This window comes from Frondihabitans sp. 4ASC-45 (assembly GCF_049472575.1).
GTDB lineage: Bacteria > Actinomycetota > Actinomycetes > Actinomycetales > Microbacteriaceae > Frondihabitans.
This window is the reverse complement of sequence record NZ_JBCEBN010000007.1, coordinates 162423-178601: the sequence shown is the minus strand read 5'-3', so window position 1 is coordinate 178601 and position 16179 is coordinate 162423. Positions and strand designations below refer to the sequence as shown.

Genomic DNA, 16179 nt, shown 5'->3' with positions numbered 1-16179 from the left:
GATCAGCACGGGCTCAGCCCAGCAGATCCTCGAGCGACATCGGCCGACGCCCGATGATGGCCTCGACGTCGGGAGACACCGACTCGAGCTCTCCCGACGCGATCGACGTGTAGGTCGACACCCACGCGTCGGCGAGCCAGGGCTCCGGCTGCCACTTCTTGCGCGACTCATAGGCCTCCTCGACGGTCTCGTCGTGGAAGGTGACGGGCTTGCCGGTCGTGCGGGCGAGAAGCTCCGCAGCCTCGGCCAACGAGAACGCGTTCGGCCCGGTCAGTTCGTACGTCTTCTGACGATGAGCCTCAGGATCCGACAGAACCCGCGCCACCACCGCCGCCACGTCTGCCCGGGCGACCGCTGCCATCCGCCCCTCGCCCGCCGGTCCGCGAATCACCCCGTCTTCGCCCACCAGTTCCGGCACGAAGTCGAGATAGAAGCTGTCGCGAAGGATCGTGAACCGCTTGCCGGTGTCTTTGATTCGCTGCTCCGTAGCCCAGTGGTCGCGGGCCAGCGTGAAGATCGCATCTTCGGCGGCGCCGATGAACGACGTGTAGACGATGTGCAGCACGCCCGAGTCGACCGCGGCCTCGATGAAGTCGAGGTGCTGCTGCAGCCGGTCGGGGGCTTCTGCGCCCGACACCATGAAGAGCGTCTCGATACCGCGGAGCGCGTCCATGCTCGACTCGCGCTGACCGTACGCGGCGACCGCGACCTCGGCCCCGTCGAGCTGGGGTGCCTTGGCGGCGTTGCGGACGATGAGGCGCTGACGGACGCCCGCCTCCGAGAGCATCGTGGCGACGGCACCGCCGACGTGGCCGGAAGCGCCGGTGACGGCGATTGTGGGGGCGGGGAGGGCCGGATCCTGGGGCTGGTCTGTCATGGGGTCAGCCAACCACTCGCGCCTCCCGGTTGTCGGTGCTCGGGAGCAGAATGGCGGCATGTGCGGTCGTTTCGTCGTTGCCCGAGCCACATCCGATCTGCTGCCGAGCCTGCTCGACTCGCTGGCGTCGGCGGAAGCCCGCGCCGATGTGGCCGACCACGGCCTCCCCGAGTCGTTCAACGTCGCGCCCACCGACCGGGTCTCGGCGGTTCGCGAGCGGCACGGCGAGCGCGAGCTCGCCTCTCCGCGCTGGGGCTTCGTGCCCTCGTGGTACCCCGACCTCAAGAAACGGCCCCAGCCGATCAACGCGCGGATCGAGACGGTCTCGACGAGCGGCATGTTCCGCAAGGCATTCGCGGGCGGCCGCTGCATCATTCCGGCGCAGGGCTACTACGAGTGGGTCGTCACCGAGACCGGCAAGCAGCCGCACTACATCTTCGAGCCCGGAGCGGCACTCGCGATGGCGGGCATCGTGACCGCATGGCCCGACCGATCGAAGGCGGAAGACGACCCCGACCGCTGGGTGCTGTCGACGGCGATCATCACGCGCGACGCGCATGTTGCGCCGGGCGAGGTGCACGACCGGATGCCGGCCTGCCTGACGCCGGAGTCGTTCGACGCGTGGCTGGATCCTGCGCTCGATGCCGACTCGGCACTTGCCCTGCTCGACGGCGACAGTCTCGAGGTCGCGCACGCCCTCACGCACTACGAGGTCTCCCGCGACGCCAACAGCGTGCGCAACAACGGTCCGCAGCTGATCGAGCCGCTGGGGTGAGGGGTGTCGGCGCAGGGGGCCGAGAGGGTGAAGAATAGAGGCGTACTGCACCCTCGAGAGGATTCCCCGCGATGACCACCACCACGACCTCGAAGATCCGCTACGGCTACGCCGCCGGCCCGGCCCAGGTCGCCGCGCTCGTCGTCGCGATCCTCTTCATCCTGCTCGGCATCGCCGGGTTCATTCCCGGCATCACCACCAACCTCGGCTCGATCCGGTTCGCCGGGCCCGACTCCGACGCGATGATCTTCGGGCTGTTCCAGACCGCAGTGCTGCGCAACGCCCTGTACCTGCTGATCGGCCTCGCCGGTCTCGGCGCCGCGGGCAAGCGTCTCAACTCGACGCTCTACATCGCCGGCGCGGGCATGCTCATGATGACCCTCTGGCTGTACGGCATCCTCTTCGGCAACAGCGACTTCGGCGGAAACATCTTCCCGTCGAACCTCAACGACTACGCCCTCGACTTCTGCGTCGGGCTGGGGCTGCTGATCCTCGCCCTGTCGACCAGCCAGCTCGCGCTGTTCGGTAGCGACTACGAGGAGTAGCGCTCGGAGCGTCGCTGCGGCCGTAAGTGCTGCCGCTGCCGCTGGCTCTGCCGAGAGTGCCCAAATCGTCGTCTGACCTGCTCAGAGAGGCCGATTTGGGCACTTTCGTCGTCTCGGCGGTCATCGGCGGTGCCGGCCAGCGATCACCGACCGCGATGTCGGCGGCCGGCCCTAACGTACGAGCATGACGTCGAACACCTCAGCGGCACCGGCCACCGTCGGGCCCGCGTGCGTCGCACCGGGCTGCCCGCGACCCGCCGCCAACGACGCACCCCTCCCCCTCTGCGACCGGCACTTCGACATCGCCGCCGAGTGGTCAGCACGCACCGACGGCGTCACCGACACCCTGCCGTCGCCCTGCCTCGCGTGCGGGTCGCGCCTCGGCGTCCGCTACCCGAGCGGCTGGCTCTGCGCCGTGTGCGAGTGGCGCTACGGCGAGGTTCCCGACGGCGAACTGCCCACGCCCCGCGTCGACGTCGTCTATTACATCCGCTTCGACGACCGGATCAAGATCGGCACGTCGTCGAATCCGCGGCAGAGGCTCACGCGGATCTGGCACGACGCCGTGCTGGCATTCGAGCGGGGTGGGCGCGACGTCGAGCAGAAGCGGCACGCCGAGTTCGCGGCCGACAGGTTCGACCGGACGGAGTGGTTCCGGCCGAGCGACGCCCTGGCGGAACACATCGCCGTGGTGGGGGCGGCCGGGCCGGATCCTTGGGGTCTGTACGCCCGGTGGGTCAGCGAGGCGATGGCGCTACGCACCTGAGGCCGGCTGCAGGTAGGCGTCGACGAAGAGCGACCCGCGAACGTCGCGCAGCCGGTCGAGCAGCGCCGGAACAGTCTGCTTCGTTAGGCCCGACGCGACGAGATCGTAGGGGCCGAGCGGTTGCAACTTGCCGGTGCGCACCCGGATCACCTCCCACCCGGCGGCGCGCAGCAGCCGGTCTTTGCGGCGGTCGGCGACCTCGCGCTTGCCGACGTGCTCAAGCCCGTGCCGACCCGTCGAGTCGTACTCGATCGCGACGCGGAGCTCGGGCAGCAGAATGTCGGGCCACGCCTCGAGGTGGTCGAAGAACGGCTGCGCGAGCCGGACCGCGTTGACCCCGGCCGTGAATTCGAGCCGTGCCGCCAGATCGGCTCGCAGCTGTGCCTCGACGGCCGACGCGGGCGGGGGCGCGCAGAGGCTCGCGAAGGGTTCGCCGACGGCAAGGGCCGGCGTCTTGGCACAGAGTGCCGAGACGGGTGAGGCACGACGCGCACTGGCATGTCGACGAGCGGGCGCCGACGCGCGCGAAGACGAAGGATCCGGCGCAAGCGCCGCCGCCAGCCCCGCTGACGCCGACGTTCGGCGGGGTGCCGCCATTTCGAGGCACGCCGGGCACCACGACGATCGGCGCCGCTCTCGCCCCGGCCGCGCCCGCTGCTCCTCCGGCGTCGCGACGAAGACATGCCCCGTCTCGCACTGCCAGCAGAGAAACACGTCGGCCGCGGGCGGCACCTGGGTCAGCATGATGCCGCCGTTGTATTCGGGGTGGTACTGGCGCACGAGCACCGGGTACGGCGCCCACGCGTCTCGGTAGGTGCCGACGGCATAGGGCACGGCGGACCGGCGCGACAGCTGACGTCGCGCCCACCAGGCGAGGATCGGCTCGGGCACGGCAGCAGGCTACGACGAGCCTCCGACATCGAGCACCGGCGTCCGCGAACGTGCCCGCCTACCCCCGCGCGGCCCCTAGGCTCGACGAATGAGAAGGATCACCGTCGCCCTCGCTCTGTTCGCCGTGCTCGGCCTCCCCCTCGGCCTGCTGCTCGGCCCGACGACCCCCGCGCATGCCAGCGTCGACGACTTCCGTTTCAGCAGCATGGACGCGAAGTACTCGCTGTCGACCGACGCCGACGGCCACTCGACGCTCCGCACCGTCGAGACCCTCGTGGCCGAGTTTCCCGAGTCGAACCAGAACCACGGCATCCGCCGCACCCTCGTCGACAGCTACGACGGTCATCCGACGGGCCTCCGCATCCAGTCGGTGAACGATCAGAACGGCACGCCCCGCGACTACACGGTCGATGAGGGCACCGAGGTGACGATCCGCGACGACGACTTCGTGCACGGTCGGCAGGTCTATGTGCTCACCTACACGCAGCAGAACGTGACTCTGCCGAAGTCGAGCTCGGGCAACGACGAGTTCTACTGGGACGTCAACGGCACCGACTGGGCGCAGCCGTTCGATCGCGTCACCGCGACCGTCACGGTGAGCCCCTCTCTTGCAGACGCTCTCACCGGTGATGTGGCGGCGGCCCAGGGCACTCAAGGATCAACGAAGTCGGCCGCCATCGAACGCACCGGCGACCGCACGGTCACCGCTTCCGCCCGGAATCTCGCGGCGCACGAGAATCTGACCCTCGCGATCGGCTTCACGGCCGGTACCTTCACCCCGCGAGCCGGCGGGGTCTTCGACTCTCCCTGGCCGATCCTCTCGCTGGTCGGCGCCCTCATCGCCGTGGCCGGACTGATCGCCGCCGTCGCACTGCGTCGCGGCCGTCTCGCCGACGCCCCGGGTCGGCCGACCATCGTCGCCGAGTACCATCCGCCCGCCGGTGTCGGGGTCGTCTTCGCCGGGCACTTCCTCCGCCGTACGGCCACCGCGGCCGAGCTTCTGGCACTGGCGGTCGACGGCCACCTGCGACTGGTAGAGAAGCCGGGCAAGGGCAAGCCGAAGTTCGCGCTGAAGTTCGTTTCCGCCGACGGGGTCGACGACGACGGACTGGTGTTCTTGCACGCCCTCTTCGGTGACCCGCTCGTGCCGGGCAAAGAGCGCGACGTGGTGTCGAAGAACAAGAATGCGATCACGAGGATCCAGAGCCTGTACAGCGGTCTCCCGGCCCGCGCCGTGCGGGAGGGTTATCGCCGCCCGATCCACTCGCGCACGGTCGCCGCCGTGCTCGTCCCGGTCGCCGTCGGTGGTCTCGCCGGCCTCGTCTTCGGCATCGTCTCTGTCGTAACCGTCTTCGGCGGTTTCTGGCCCGTGCTCGCCATCCCGGTGGCCGTGATCGCCCTCGCAATCGCACCCGTGCTCGTGATCCGACGCCCACTCACCGCCCAGGGCGCCGAGCTCCGCGACCAGCTGCGCGGCCTCGAGGTCTACATCAAGCAGGCCGAGGCCGACCGTCTCGCGTACCTCCAGTCGCCGGAGGGTGCAGAGAGGATGCGCCCGAGTGACGGGGAGCAGAGCGGCGAGCTGGCGGATCCTCGTCTGTCACTGGGTGACGCCTCCTGGCTCCGGTTGAACGAGAAGCTGCTGCCGTGGGCGGCGCTCGTCGGCGAACAGAAGCGGTGGTCTCGCGAACTCGGAGAGCACTACGAGGAGGGTGGATCTCAGCCCGAGTGGTACGCCGGGCACACCGCGTTCACTCCGGCGGTGTTCGCGTCGAGCATCGGCGGGTTCTCGACGTCGACGACGTCGTCGTTCAGCGCGATGAACGGAGGGAGCACCGGCGGTGTCTCGTCAGGGGGCGGCGGAGGCGGCGGTGGGGGTGGCGGCGTCTAGCGCCTGCAGGCACAGCGACGCGGATCGGCCATACCGACGCGGCTAACCCCGTCGTTATGGCCGATCCGCGTCAGAAAGGGCCCGCGCGACCTACTTGTCGATCTCGGCCAGCAGGTCGGTCGAACCGCTCCACAGGGTGCCGTTGACGAACACGGTCGGCGTGCCGAATCCGCCCTGCGCCGGGTTGACCAGCGACTTGTCAGCGAGCACGCGGTTCGTCTCGGCGGTGACCCAGCTGCCGAACTCCTCGTCGTCGATGCACGAGCTGACCGACGCGTCGGTCACCCCGCCGTCACGAACGAGCTTCTTGATCTGCGTGTCACTCAGCCCATTCGACCCCTCGGCCGGCTGATTGTCGTAGAACTCCGTCTGGACGGAGAGGAAGTTGTCGGGGTCGTAGTTCGCGACGCACGCCGCCGCATTGGCCGCTCGGCTGGCGTAGCGGCTGTTCTGGTAGTTGCGGTCGAGGATCGACACCGGGTGGACCTCGAGGGTCGCCTTGCCCGCCGCAACGCGCGACAGGATGTCTTTCGAGTAGCTGGCCTCGAACTGCTTGCAGACCGGGCAGGCCCAGTCGATGTAGGTGACGACCTTGGCAGCCCCATCGGCGTTCGACGTTGCCACGGGCGACGGCGTGGCACTGGCTTTGACACCCGCCGTCGCGACCGGCTCGACCTTGCCGTCGACACCCTGGAACTGGATGCCGTCGGTGACCATGTTCTTCGGGCCGGCGTCGCTCGAGACGCGAGTGGTGCTGCCGCTGTTAGACGCCTGCACCACCAGGATGATCACTACGACGATCGCCGCGATGGCGAGGCCGATACCCCCCTGCAAGAAGATGCGGTTGCGTAGACGGCGCTTGCGTTCTTCTTCTTGGCGCTTCTTCGCTACTTCGCGAGCGTGCTCGCGGCGGGCGTTCTTGCTCGGCCGTTCGGCGTTCGACATCGGAAAATCCCTGCTCTCGGTGTGGCCTCTACTCTCGCACGCCACGCCGAGAGGCAGGGAGTCCCCGTCGAACGACTATTTGGCCGTGGGGCCGTAGAACGAGTTGATCTCCTGCAGCTCCAGGTCGGCGGTCTCCTGAATCAGGGCGAGCAGATCCTTGTCGAGACCCGGCGCGAACTCTTCGAGGCGCTCATCTGAAATCTGCGAGGGAACGCCGACGGGGGCCTGCTCGGTGGCGGTGAGGTCGGTGCCGTCCTTCGACGGCGACGGACCGCGGAAGATCTTCGACGCCTCGCTCTTGCCGTCGAGGTCGAACGAGTACTGCTTGCTCTGCAGACCGAGATCGACCAGCTTCTTCACCTCCGGGAACTTCTCGGCGTTCGTCTTCGGGATCGGCAGCAGGGTCTTCCAGTCGACGCCGAGCGTCTCGAGCGCCTTTGCGTAGGCGTTCTCGTGCGCCTGATCGCGGACGATCAGATAGGCGAGCGTGCCGCGGGCGGTGGCGTTGTCGGTCATCTCGTAGATGCGGCACTTCTGCAGGCGACCGGTCGACTCGAGCATCAGGTTGTACAGCAGGTCGAGGGGCAGGTTGCCGGAGTTGTAGACGTAGCTTCCCGACCACGGGTTTCCGACCGAGTCGACCGGGAGTGCGCCCTGCGCACCGACCAGGTAATGGTGGATGTTGCCCGCGCCCAAGGCGAGGTTGAGAGGTGTGGCGCCGCCGGATCCTGGGGTGTCCAGTGGGTCGGTGAGCTTGCCCGTGTACTCGGGCGAGCCGTCGAGCAGGCGCGAGATCGTCGTGCCGATGAGCTCGACGTGGCTGATCTCTTCGGTGCCGACACCCTGGATGAGGTCGCGGTAGGGCTTCGCGGCTGCCCCGCGGAAGTTCATGGCCTGGAACAGGTACTGCATCATCGTGCGCATCTCGCCGAACTGGCCGCCGAGGCCCTCCTGCAGCGCGTTGGCGGCGGCCGGATCGGGCTCGCCGTCGGTGATCTCGTTGATCCATGTCTGAGCGTGGAAGTACATTCGCATCTCCTCCGGGCGGCGGCACCCTGCCGTTGTCCTGCTCTCTGCCTACGCGCGGACCGGATGTGGCGACGGGGGTTGACTCTCGGCCCGACTCAGGCAGGGGTCTCGAATACAGCCGAGTCGAGCCGCGACGGGTCGGGCCGCGAGGGGCCGGGCCGAGACCGACCGGAGCGTCTACCGTGCCACCGTGACGCCCCCTCCTGCACCCGCGGGAACGCGCCACGATCGCTTGCCACGGAGCACCGCCATGACCACAACGCCGCCACTGACCGTCTCCGTCGTCATCCCGGTCAAAGACGATGCCACCGTGCTCATTGCTTGCCTGCGCGCGCTGTCGCTGCAGTCGCAGCGAATGCTCGAGATCATCGTCGTCGACAACGGCTCGACGGACGCGAGTGCTCTCGTCGCGACCCGGGCGGGAGCGATCGTGATCCCGGAGTTAAAGCGAGGCATCGCGGCAGCAAGCGGAACCGGCTACGACGCCGCACGAGGCGACATCATCGCCCGGGTCGATGCCGACACCGTCGTGCCGACCGACTGGATCGAAACCGTAATGGAGGAGTTCGACCGGCGGCCCGACGTGGACGCGGTCACGGGAGGCGCGTACTTTCTCGACGGCCCGACCTGGCTCCGTCGCCCGGCAGCACTGGTCTACCTGGGGGCTTACTTCGTGTTCGCCGGGCTTGCTCTCTCGCACGTGCCCGTCTTCGGTTCCAACCTCGCCATGCGGCGTCAGGCCTGGGTGGACGTCCGCGACGAGGTGCACGCTTCTGAGGCCATCCACGACGATTTCGACCTGTCGTACCACCTCGGTCGACGCCACCGAATCCGGTTTCTCGTGCGTCTGCGCCCGGGCATCTCGATGCGCCCGCTCTTCGACGGCAAAGGCCGTCTGCGGATGCGCCGCGGTCTGCACTCCGTTGTGCTCCACTGGCCGGAGGAGCTGCCTCTCCTCCGGTTTTTGCGCCGACTCGCGCTACGCACCCAGATGCGCTGAAGCCCCTGAAACGCACGAAAAAGGACCAGCCTCTCGGCTGGTCCTCTTCTTGTCTGAGTATCTAGTGTCTCAGTGCTGCTGGTGCGCGAGGGGGGAGTTGAACCCCCACGCCCTTTCGGGCACACGGACCTGAACCGTGCGCGTCTGCCTATTCCGCCACTCGCGCCAGCGTTGGCCGCCTGGGCCAACCTGAAAACGATAGCATGCACCGGCCCCTACTCTTGCAAGGGCAGGGCATCCCTGCGCCCGCATGAGCCACACCGACCAGGAGACCCATGGGACTGCTCGACAACTTCGAACGACGCCTGGAGCGTGCCGTCAACGGCGCCTTCTCCAAGACGTTCCGTTCCGGCGTGCAGCCTCTCGAGATCACCGCGGCCCTCCGGCGCGAGCTCGATGTCAAAGCGGCCGTGGTGTCGCGGGAGCGGATCCTCGCACCGAACGACTTCCGGGTGAAGCTCGCCGCCCAGGATTTCGCGAAGATGGACGGCATGGGTGCCGCCCTCATCGACGAGCTCCATGCCCTGGTCGAGAAGCACGCCTCCACGCAGAACTACTCGTTCGCCGGGCCCGTTCGCATCGCTCTCGAAGAAGTCTCGCAGTTGACGGTGGGGATCATCCGCGTCGAGTCGGCCAACGTGCGCGAGGAAGACGTGACGTGGTCCGGGATCCTTGAGATCGACGGCCGTCGCCACACCCTCCCCAAGGGCCGCACCGTCGTGGGCCGCGGCAGCGAAGCCGACATCACCGTCCAAGACACCGGCACGAGCCGCAAGCACGTCGAATTCGTGTGGGATGGCACGCACGCCCAGGCCACCGATCTGGGGTCGACGAACGGGTCGAAACTCGACGGTCAGGCCCTGACGAAGGCGGTCATCCAGCCGGATTCCGTCATTCAAATCGGTCGTACGCGTATCGTGTTCCGAGTGCTTCCCGTCTCGACGCCCCCTCGCGGCTCCGCCGACCCCGGTCGAAGCGGCTCGTCCGGAGGCCGCCGATGACCTCTGAGCTGACTCTTCTCGCCCTCCGCCTCGCGTTCATCGTGGTGCTGTGGCTGTTCATCTTCTTCATCGTCTACGCCCTCCGCAGCGACCTGTTCGGTCAGCGTGCCAAGCGTCTTCCGGCCGACCAGCAGGCCCAGAGCCACCAGGGCGCAGGATCCGCGGCCACGCCGCCCACCCCGACGCCCCAGGTCGCACCCAGCGCACCTCGCACCCCGCCGCCGTCCGTCCCGGCCGGTGCAGCGGCGACCCGCCTCGTGATCACCAAGGGCGCTAAGAACGGCCTCGAGATGCCTCTCGGCGACGGGCCCCTGACGATCGGCCGCTCCAACGAGAGCAACCTGATCATCCGCGACGACTACACCTCGACCCACCACGCCCGACTCATGCTGTGGAACGGCCGCTGGGTGATCCAGGATCTCGACTCCACGAACGGCACGTTCCTGAACGGCGAGCGCATCACCGTCCCGACCCCCGTCCCGTCGAACGCCACGATCACCATCGGCACCACGAGCTTCGAGTTGCGGCGGTAACCGGGTGACGTCGTCGATCAAAAGCGCCGCCCTCTCCAATGTCGGAAAGATCCGGGCCAACAACCAGGATTCCGGTTACGCGGGCAACCACCTCTTCGTCGTGGCCGACGGCATGGGTGGGCACGCGGGCGGTGACGTCGCTTCGGCGATCGCGATCCGGCGCATTCGCGAGACCGACAAGGTCTACAGCTCGTCGGGCGACGCGGAGTTCGCTCTGCAGTCGTCTCTGATCGCCGCGAACCAACTTCTGGCCGAGACCGTGTTCGAGCACCCCGAGCTCACCGGCATGGGCACGACGGTCAGCGCGATGATGCGGGTCGGCGACAGCATCGCCATCGCGCACATCGGCGACTCGCGCATCTACCTCTACCGCGAGGGGGAGCTCAGCCAGATCACGGCCGATCACACCTTCGTGCAGCGTCTCGTCGACTCCGGCCGGATCACCCCGGAGGAGGCCGCCGTGCACCCGCGGCGCTCCGTGCTGATGCGCGTGCTCGGCGATGTCGACGCGGCTCCCGAGATCGACACCGCGACCCTCGGCACGCAGCCGGGCGACCGCTGGCTCATCTGCTCCGACGGGCTCTCGAGCTACCTGGCCGAGGATCGCATCCGCAAGGCCCTTGCCTCCGGCCTCGACGCCGAGGCCGTGTCGCGTCGCCTCGTCAAAGAGACCCTCGACCACGGTGCCCCCGACAACGTCACCGTCGTGGTCGTCGACGTCGACGACGATGACTCGTCGGCCGCCGACCAGCCCACGACCGTCGGTTCGGCCGCGGCGCCGCTGACCTTCGAGGGCCAGGAGGGTCGACGACCGCTGCGCCTCTCGTCGATCCTCGTGCACCCGCTCAAGGTCGCGACCACGCCCGAAGACAGCCACTTCGAGCCGGAGTCCGACGAGTACCTGGCCGAGCTCATCGCCGAAGACCGTCGCCGGGCCCGTCGCCGTCGCATCACCTGGCTCGCCGCCCTCGTGATCGCGATCCTCATCGTGGCCGTCGGCGTGTTCTCGACCTACCGCTGGACCCAAGACCACTACTACGTCGGCGAGCAGGACGGCACGGTCGTCATCTACAAGGGTGTGCAGCAGGCCCTCGGCCCGATCAAGCTGTCGAGCGTCTACGAGACGACGACGGTCTCGGTCTCCGGGCTCTCCGCGTACAACCGCCAGACCGTCGACAGCACCATCAACGCCGACAACCTCAGCGACGCCCGCATGATCGTCGAGAGATTGGCGAAGTCCGGTGAGTGACAGCGCAACCGAGGCCATCAGCAAGCCCACCAACCCGGGCGGTAAGGCCCAGAACCTCACGCAGGCGATCTCGATCCGTCTGCGGCAGCCGGCGAGGCTCCGCAACATCGAGCTCGGTCTCCTGCTCATCGCCTGCGGAATCGCCGTGGGCGCGCTCGTGCTGGTGCAGCTCGGTGCACTCGGCGAACTGCGGACCGACGTGCTCTGGTCCGAAATCATCATCCTGGTGCTCGCCCTGGTGCTCCACGTCATCCTGCGCGTCGTGGCGCGGGAGGCCGATCCGTTCCTCGTTCCGATCGCGCTGACCCTCAACGGCCTCGGTATCGCCGAGATCTACCGCATCGACATCGCCTCGTGGACGACCCAGAATCCCACCCACGCGGGTGAGCGGCAGATCCTCTGGACCACGGCCGCGCTGATCATCGCGATCGCCGTGCTACTCGTGATCCGCAACTACCGCGTGCTCGCGCGCTACCGCTACATCGCGATGTTCATCTCGATCGTCTTCCTCCTCCTCCCCCTCGTGCCGGGTCTCGGTCGCCGCGGTCTCGCCGCGCGCGTGTGGATCGACGTCGGGCCCCTGTCGTTCCAGCCCGGTGAGATCGCCAAGATCACGCTCGCGATCTTCTTCGCCGGCTACCTCGTTCAGGCCCGTGACAGCATCTCGCTGATGGGCCCCAAGATCCTCGGCATGCGCTTTCCGCGGGCCCGCGACCTCGGCCCGATCCTCATTATCTGGGCCGTCGCCATGCTCGTGCTGATCTTCGAGCGCGACATCGGTACCTCGCTGCTCTACTTCGGCCTCTTCGTCGTGATGATCTACGTCGCCACCGGCAAGGGCTCCTGGGTGATCCTCGGCATGATCCTCTTCGTCGGCGGTGCGCTCGTCGCCGCCCTCACGATGAGCTACGTGCACGGTCGCTTCGAGGCCTGGCTCGACCCGTTCTCGACCGAGGCCTACAACCGCATCGGCGGCAGCTTCCAGCTGGTGGCAGGGCTGTTCGGGCTCGCCAACGGCGGTCTGATCGGCACCGGTTTCGGTCAGGGCAGCCCGCAGACGACGCCGCTCGCTCAGAGCGACTACATCATCGCCTCCCTCGGCGAAGAGCTCGGTCTGGCCGGTCTCGTCGCCATCCTCGCGCTGTATCTGCTGCTCGTGTCGCGCGGGTTCCGCATCGGCTTCGTCGGCCAGGACGACTTCGGCAAGCTGCTCGGCGTGGGGCTCGCCTTCGCCATGGCCCTGCAGGTCTTCGTCGTCATGGGCGGGGTCACCCGGGTCATCCCCCTGACCGGGCTGACGATGCCGTTCCTCGCCGCGGGTGGTTCGTCGCTCCTCTCGAACTGGATCATCGTCGCGCTGCTCCTGCGCCTCTCCGACGGTGTCCGCAGCGGCCCGAGGATGGTGGTCGGCTGATGAACAAAGAACTCAAGCGCGTGAGCGTGGTCGTCCTGGCCATGTTCATCGCCCTCCTCGCCTCGAGCACGTACATCACCGGCATCCAGGCCGATTCGCTGAAGTCCGACTCGCGCAACACGCGAGCGATTCTGCAGAGCTACTCCGCCCAGCGCGGCGCGATCCTCGTCGACGGTCAGGCCGTCGCCGAGTCGAAGCCCGTCGACGATCAGTACAAGTTCCTCCGCACCTACTCCGATGGCGACCTCTACTCGCCCGTCACCGGCTATTACACCCTCGGCGAGGGCTCGACGGGTATCGAGAGCGCCCTCAACAAGCAGCTGTCCGGCACGTCCAACTCGCAGTTCTTCGACAAGCTCAACTCGCTCCTCACCGGCAAAGACCCCGAGGGCGCCTCGGTCAACACGACGATCGACGCCACCGTGCAGAAGGTCGCCTACGACGCGCTCGGCGACAACACGGGGTCGGTCGTGGCGATTGAGCCGTCGACCGGCAAGATCCTCGCCATGGTGTCGAAGGGCTCCTACGACCCGAACGCTCTCGCCAGTCACGACCGGGCCAGCGTGCTCAAGGCGTACGACTCGCTGATCAACGACTCGACGCAGCCGCTCATCAACCGGGCGATCCAGGGCAACCTGTACTTCCCCGGATCCACGTTCAAACTGGTCGTCGCGGCCGCCGCCTTCGAGAGCGGCAGCTATACCAAAGACTCGAAGCTCGACAACCCCGCATCACTGAAGCTCCCCGGCTCGACCTTCCGCATCACGAACGCCGAGGGCGGATCCTGCGGTGGCGGATCGAAGGTGACCATCGAGACCGCACTGATCGACTCGTGCAACATCCCCTTCGCCGAACTCGGAGCGAAGCTCGGCTACGACCGCATCAACGACATGGCGAAGGCATTCGGCTTCGACACGGCGTTCGAGATTCCGCAGACGACGGCGAAGAGCGTGTTCCCCGAGACAAGCGACACCGCCACGCTGATGCTGCAGTCGTTCGGCCAGGGCAGCGTGCGTGAGAGCCCGCTCCAGGTCGCGATGATCACGGCGGCGATCGCGAACGGCGGGCAAGAGATGACGCCCACGCTCATCGACAACATCGTGAACCCCGACCTCTCGACCCTGCAAGACTTCCAGGCCGACGAATTCGGTCAGCCGATCAGCGCCGAGACGGCGTCGACCCTGACCGAGCTGATGACGGAGGTCGTCACCAAGGGCACGGGAACCAATGCAAGAATTGACGGCGTCGACGTGGCCGGCAAGACGGGGACTGCCGAGAACGGCACGGGCGACCCGTACACGCTCTGGTTCACAGGATTCGCTCCGGCGAACGACCCCAAGGTGGCCGTCGCGGTCGTCGTGGGGAACGGCGGAGGACAGGGACAATCCGGTGTCGGCAACAGCATTGCCGCGCCGATAGCAAAGCAAGTCATGGAGGCGGTGCTCAACAAATGAGGCCATACAGCGGACTCACTCTCGGCGGACGCTACGAGCTGTCGTCCCGTGTCGCGATCGGCGGCATGGGCGAAGTGTGGCAAGCCACCGACCTCGTCATCGGTCGTACCGTCGCGATCAAGATCTTGAAAGACGAGTACCTGGGCGACCCCGGGTTCCTCGAACGCTTCCGCGCCGAGGCGCGTCACGCCGCTCTCGTCAACCACGAGGGCATCGCCAACGTCTTCGACTACGGCGAAGAAGAGGGCAGCGCCTACCTCGTCATGGAGCTGGTGCCCGGCGAAGCCATGTCGACCGTGCTCGAGCGCGACCGCGTGCTTCCGACCGACAAGGTGCTCGACATCGTCGCCCAGACGGCGTCGGCACTTCAGGCTGCCCACGCGGCGGGACTCGTCCACCGCGACATCAAGCCGGGCAACCTGCTCGTCACCCCCGACGGCCGCGTCAAGATCACCGACTTCGGTATCGCGCGGATCGCTGACCAGGTGCCCCTCACCGCCACCGGCCAGGTCATGGGCACGGTGCAGTACCTTTCACCCGAGCAGGCGTCGGGCCACCCCGCCTCCCCCTCGACCGACATCTACTCGCTCGGAATCGTGGCGTACGAGGCCCTTGCCGGCCGGCGACCCTTCACCGGTGAATCGCAGGTCGCCATCGCGATGGCGCAGATCAACGAGACGCCGCCCGACCTCCCGAGCACCATCCCCGAGGCCGTGCGCAAGCTCGTCTACTCGTGCATCGCCAAGAAGCCCGCCGAGCGACCCGCATCGGCCTCCGCGCTGGCCCAAGCGGCGCGCGCTCTGCGTCGGGGCGACGTCGCGGCAGCCACCGCGGCCGTGCCGATGCTCGGCGTCGGCGGCAACGGCGATGCTGCGACGCAGGTCTTCGCGGCGCAAGACGCTGCGACCAGGATGATGCCGGCGCCCGAGCGCCAGGCACCTCCGACCGCAGCCACGCTGGGCTTAGGATCCTCGTCCACCGGTCTCAACGACACCGTCGACGGAGACGAGCCCGAGAAGAAGAAGCGCAGCGCCTGGTTCTGGCCGCTCATCGTGCTCCTCATCATCGCCGTCGTCGGCGGCATCGCATTTGCCGCCATCTCACTGACCAACGGCGACAAGCCGCAGACGACGACGAGCTCGACGCCCGCGGCGACCAAATCGTCGAAGCCGAAGCCCTCGCCGACGCCGACCCAGACCCCGGTCGCCGACAGCGCCGTGATCAACGGCGCCGACTACACCGGCAAGAACGTCGACGAGGTGCAGGCGTCTCTCGGGCGCCTCGGCTTCCAGACGACGATCTCGCCCGACTCGTCGCCGGCACCCACGGCCGCGCAAGAGAACCAGGTGTATCGCGTGTCTCCGACGGGGCTCGTCAAGAAGACCGAAGAGATCGTGCTCTACGCCTACACGGCCGCTCCGACCGCCGGTGATCCCGGTGCTCCCACGGCTGCGCCGACCGCGATCGACACCACGCAGCAGGCGGTCGTCACGATCCCGACCTACACGGGCTGCCCTGCCGGGTACTCGGTCACCGGCTTCACCTACTCGATCTCGGGCGGAACCGACTCGGCCGGCAAGACGAAGAACACCGTCGGCGCCAACGCGACGAGCGTGACCGTGCAGTCGTCTGACGTGGGCACCCTCACGTTCACCTACCAGGCCAAGTGCGGTTCGTCGGTGACCTCGCCTTCGTCGGCGGGGGTCTCGATCACTGTCACCGCGGCCCCCACCACACCGACCGAGGATCCCACGACCCCGGCCAGCGACCCCGCAGACGGCTGATTTCACTCCGGTCTCGATCGGCCGC

At 67.7% G+C, this 16179-nt stretch carries 15 protein-coding genes and 1 tRNA gene; 11 read left to right on the top strand and 5 right to left on the bottom strand.

Translation table 11 applies throughout. The annotated features are described in order from the left end of the window. Nucleotides 1–13: 13 nt before the first annotated feature. Nucleotides 14–877 carry an SDR family oxidoreductase gene (locus VH571_RS12370; protein WP_423264844.1) on the bottom strand — a complete coding sequence of 288 codons (864 nt, stop codon included), beginning with the start codon at nt 875–877 and terminating at the stop codon, nt 14–16. A gap of 58 nt (nt 878–935) precedes the next feature. Between VH571_RS12370 and VH571_RS12365 the strand changes: the two genes are divergently transcribed. From VH571_RS12365 to VH571_RS12355, 3 genes are all read left to right on the top strand, one after another. Beyond that, nucleotides 936–1652: an SOS response-associated peptidase gene (locus VH571_RS12365; RefSeq protein ID WP_423264843.1), complete on the top strand. Its 717-nt coding sequence runs from the start codon at nt 936–938 to the stop codon at nt 1650–1652. 71 nt (nt 1653–1723) lie between these two features. Next, on the top strand, nt 1724–2197 hold the full coding sequence (locus VH571_RS12360; protein ID WP_423264842.1) for a DUF4383 domain-containing protein: 474 nt from the start codon (nt 1724–1726) through the stop codon (nt 2195–2197). A 184-nt stretch (nt 2198–2381) separates the two neighbouring features. Further along, a complete protein-coding gene (locus tag VH571_RS12355) occupies nt 2382–2963 on the top strand; it encodes a GIY-YIG nuclease family protein (RefSeq protein ID WP_423264841.1) in 582 nt (193 codons plus the stop codon). Here VH571_RS12355 and VH571_RS12350 read toward each other — a convergent pair. Further along, nucleotides 2952–3854 (bottom strand): zinc-ribbon domain-containing protein, encoded by a 903-nt coding sequence (locus VH571_RS12350; RefSeq protein WP_423264840.1) that lies wholly within the window; start codon nt 3852–3854, stop codon nt 2952–2954. The genes VH571_RS12355 and VH571_RS12350 overlap by 12 nt on opposite strands. Nucleotides 3855–3942: 88 nt before the next feature. On the opposite strand from VH571_RS12350, the gene VH571_RS12345 reads away from it, so the two are divergent. Beyond that, a complete protein-coding gene (locus VH571_RS12345) occupies nt 3943–5745 on the top strand; it encodes a DUF2207 domain-containing protein (RefSeq protein ID WP_423264839.1) in 1803 nt (600 codons plus the stop codon). A gap of 90 nt (nt 5746–5835) precedes the next feature. Here VH571_RS12345 and VH571_RS12340 read toward each other — a convergent pair whose 3' ends face one another. Next, a complete protein-coding gene (locus tag VH571_RS12340) occupies nt 5836–6690 on the bottom strand; it encodes a DsbA family protein (protein ID WP_423264838.1) in 855 nt (284 codons plus the stop codon). Between the two features lie 75 nt (nt 6691–6765). Next, on the bottom strand, nt 6766–7719 hold the full coding sequence (locus tag VH571_RS12335) for a manganese catalase family protein (RefSeq protein WP_194601160.1): 954 nt from the start codon (nt 7717–7719) through the stop codon (nt 6766–6768). A 250-nt stretch (nt 7720–7969) separates the two neighbouring features. On the opposite strand from VH571_RS12335, the gene VH571_RS12330 reads away from it, so the two are divergent. Beyond that, nucleotides 7970–8719, top strand: a complete 750-nt coding sequence (locus VH571_RS12330; protein WP_423264837.1) for a glycosyltransferase family 2 protein — start codon at nt 7970–7972, stop codon at nt 8717–8719. Nucleotides 8720–8798: 79 nt separating this feature from the next. On the opposite strand, the gene VH571_RS12325 is transcribed toward VH571_RS12330, so the two are convergent. Then, a tRNA-Leu gene (locus VH571_RS12325) sits at nt 8799–8885 on the bottom strand. Between the two features lie 109 nt (nt 8886–8994). Between VH571_RS12325 and VH571_RS12320 the strand changes: the two genes are divergently transcribed. From VH571_RS12320 to VH571_RS12295, 6 genes are read left to right on the top strand one after another with little or no spacing between them, the layout of a single operon-like run. Further along, a complete protein-coding gene (locus VH571_RS12320; RefSeq protein ID WP_423264836.1) occupies nt 8995–9720 on the top strand; it encodes an FhaA domain-containing protein in 726 nt (241 codons plus the stop codon). Next, nucleotides 9717–10253, top strand: a complete 537-nt coding sequence (locus VH571_RS12315; protein ID WP_423264835.1) for an FHA domain-containing protein FhaB/FipA — start codon at nt 9717–9719, stop codon at nt 10251–10253. Before VH571_RS12320 ends, VH571_RS12315 begins: the two co-directional genes overlap by 4 nt. 4 nt (nt 10254–10257) lie before the next feature. Next, the gene (locus VH571_RS12310) at nt 10258–11502 is read left to right on the top strand and encodes a PP2C family protein-serine/threonine phosphatase (RefSeq protein WP_055964314.1); all 1245 of its coding nucleotides are present in this window, start codon (nt 10258–10260) and stop codon (nt 11500–11502) included. Continuing rightward, nucleotides 11495–12916, top strand: coding sequence for an FtsW/RodA/SpoVE family cell cycle protein (locus VH571_RS12305; protein ID WP_423264834.1), 1422 nt, complete (start codon nt 11495–11497; stop codon nt 12914–12916). The genes VH571_RS12310 and VH571_RS12305 overlap by 8 nt, the downstream gene beginning before the upstream one ends. Further along, nucleotides 12916–14370: a peptidoglycan D,D-transpeptidase FtsI family protein gene (locus VH571_RS12300; RefSeq protein WP_055964311.1), complete on the top strand. Its 1455-nt coding sequence runs from the start codon at nt 12916–12918 to the stop codon at nt 14368–14370. The genes VH571_RS12305 and VH571_RS12300 overlap by 1 nt, the downstream gene beginning before the upstream one ends. Next, entirely contained in the window at nt 14367–16154 is a 1788-nt protein-coding gene (locus VH571_RS12295; protein ID WP_423264833.1) for a protein kinase domain-containing protein, read from the top strand. The genes VH571_RS12300 and VH571_RS12295 overlap by 4 nt, the downstream gene beginning before the upstream one ends. Nucleotides 16155–16179 lie beyond the last annotated feature (25 nt).

What these genes read in the sequence shown, in the direction of transcription:
- VH571_RS12370 (WP_423264844.1), bottom strand. Translation starts at nt 877, where the DNA reads ATGACAGACCAGCCCCAGGATCCGGCCCTCCCCGCCCCCACAATCGCC.
- VH571_RS12330 (WP_423264837.1), top strand. Translation starts at nt 7,970, where the DNA reads ATGACCACAACGCCGCCACTGACCGTCTCCGTCGTCATCCCGGTCAAA.
- VH571_RS12335 (WP_194601160.1), bottom strand. Translation starts at nt 7,719, where the DNA reads ATGTACTTCCACGCTCAGACATGGATCAACGAGATCACCGACGGCGAG.
- VH571_RS12365 (WP_423264843.1), top strand. Translation starts at nt 936, where the DNA reads ATGTGCGGTCGTTTCGTCGTTGCCCGAGCCACATCCGATCTGCTGCCG.
- VH571_RS12300 (WP_055964311.1), top strand. Translation starts at nt 12,916, where the DNA reads ATGAACAAAGAACTCAAGCGCGTGAGCGTGGTCGTCCTGGCCATGTTC.
- VH571_RS12340 (WP_423264838.1), bottom strand. Translation starts at nt 6,690, where the DNA reads ATGTCGAACGCCGAACGGCCGAGCAAGAACGCCCGCCGCGAGCACGCT.
- VH571_RS12320 (WP_423264836.1), top strand. Translation starts at nt 8,995, where the DNA reads ATGGGACTGCTCGACAACTTCGAACGACGCCTGGAGCGTGCCGTCAAC.
- VH571_RS12360 (WP_423264842.1), top strand. Translation starts at nt 1,724, where the DNA reads ATGACCACCACCACGACCTCGAAGATCCGCTACGGCTACGCCGCCGGC.
- VH571_RS12355 (WP_423264841.1), top strand. Translation starts at nt 2,382, where the DNA reads ATGACGTCGAACACCTCAGCGGCACCGGCCACCGTCGGGCCCGCGTGC.
- VH571_RS12345 (WP_423264839.1), top strand. Translation starts at nt 3,943, where the DNA reads ATGAGAAGGATCACCGTCGCCCTCGCTCTGTTCGCCGTGCTCGGCCTC.
- VH571_RS12315 (WP_423264835.1), top strand. Translation starts at nt 9,717, where the DNA reads ATGACCTCTGAGCTGACTCTTCTCGCCCTCCGCCTCGCGTTCATCGTG.
- VH571_RS12295 (WP_423264833.1), top strand. Translation starts at nt 14,367, where the DNA reads ATGAGGCCATACAGCGGACTCACTCTCGGCGGACGCTACGAGCTGTCG.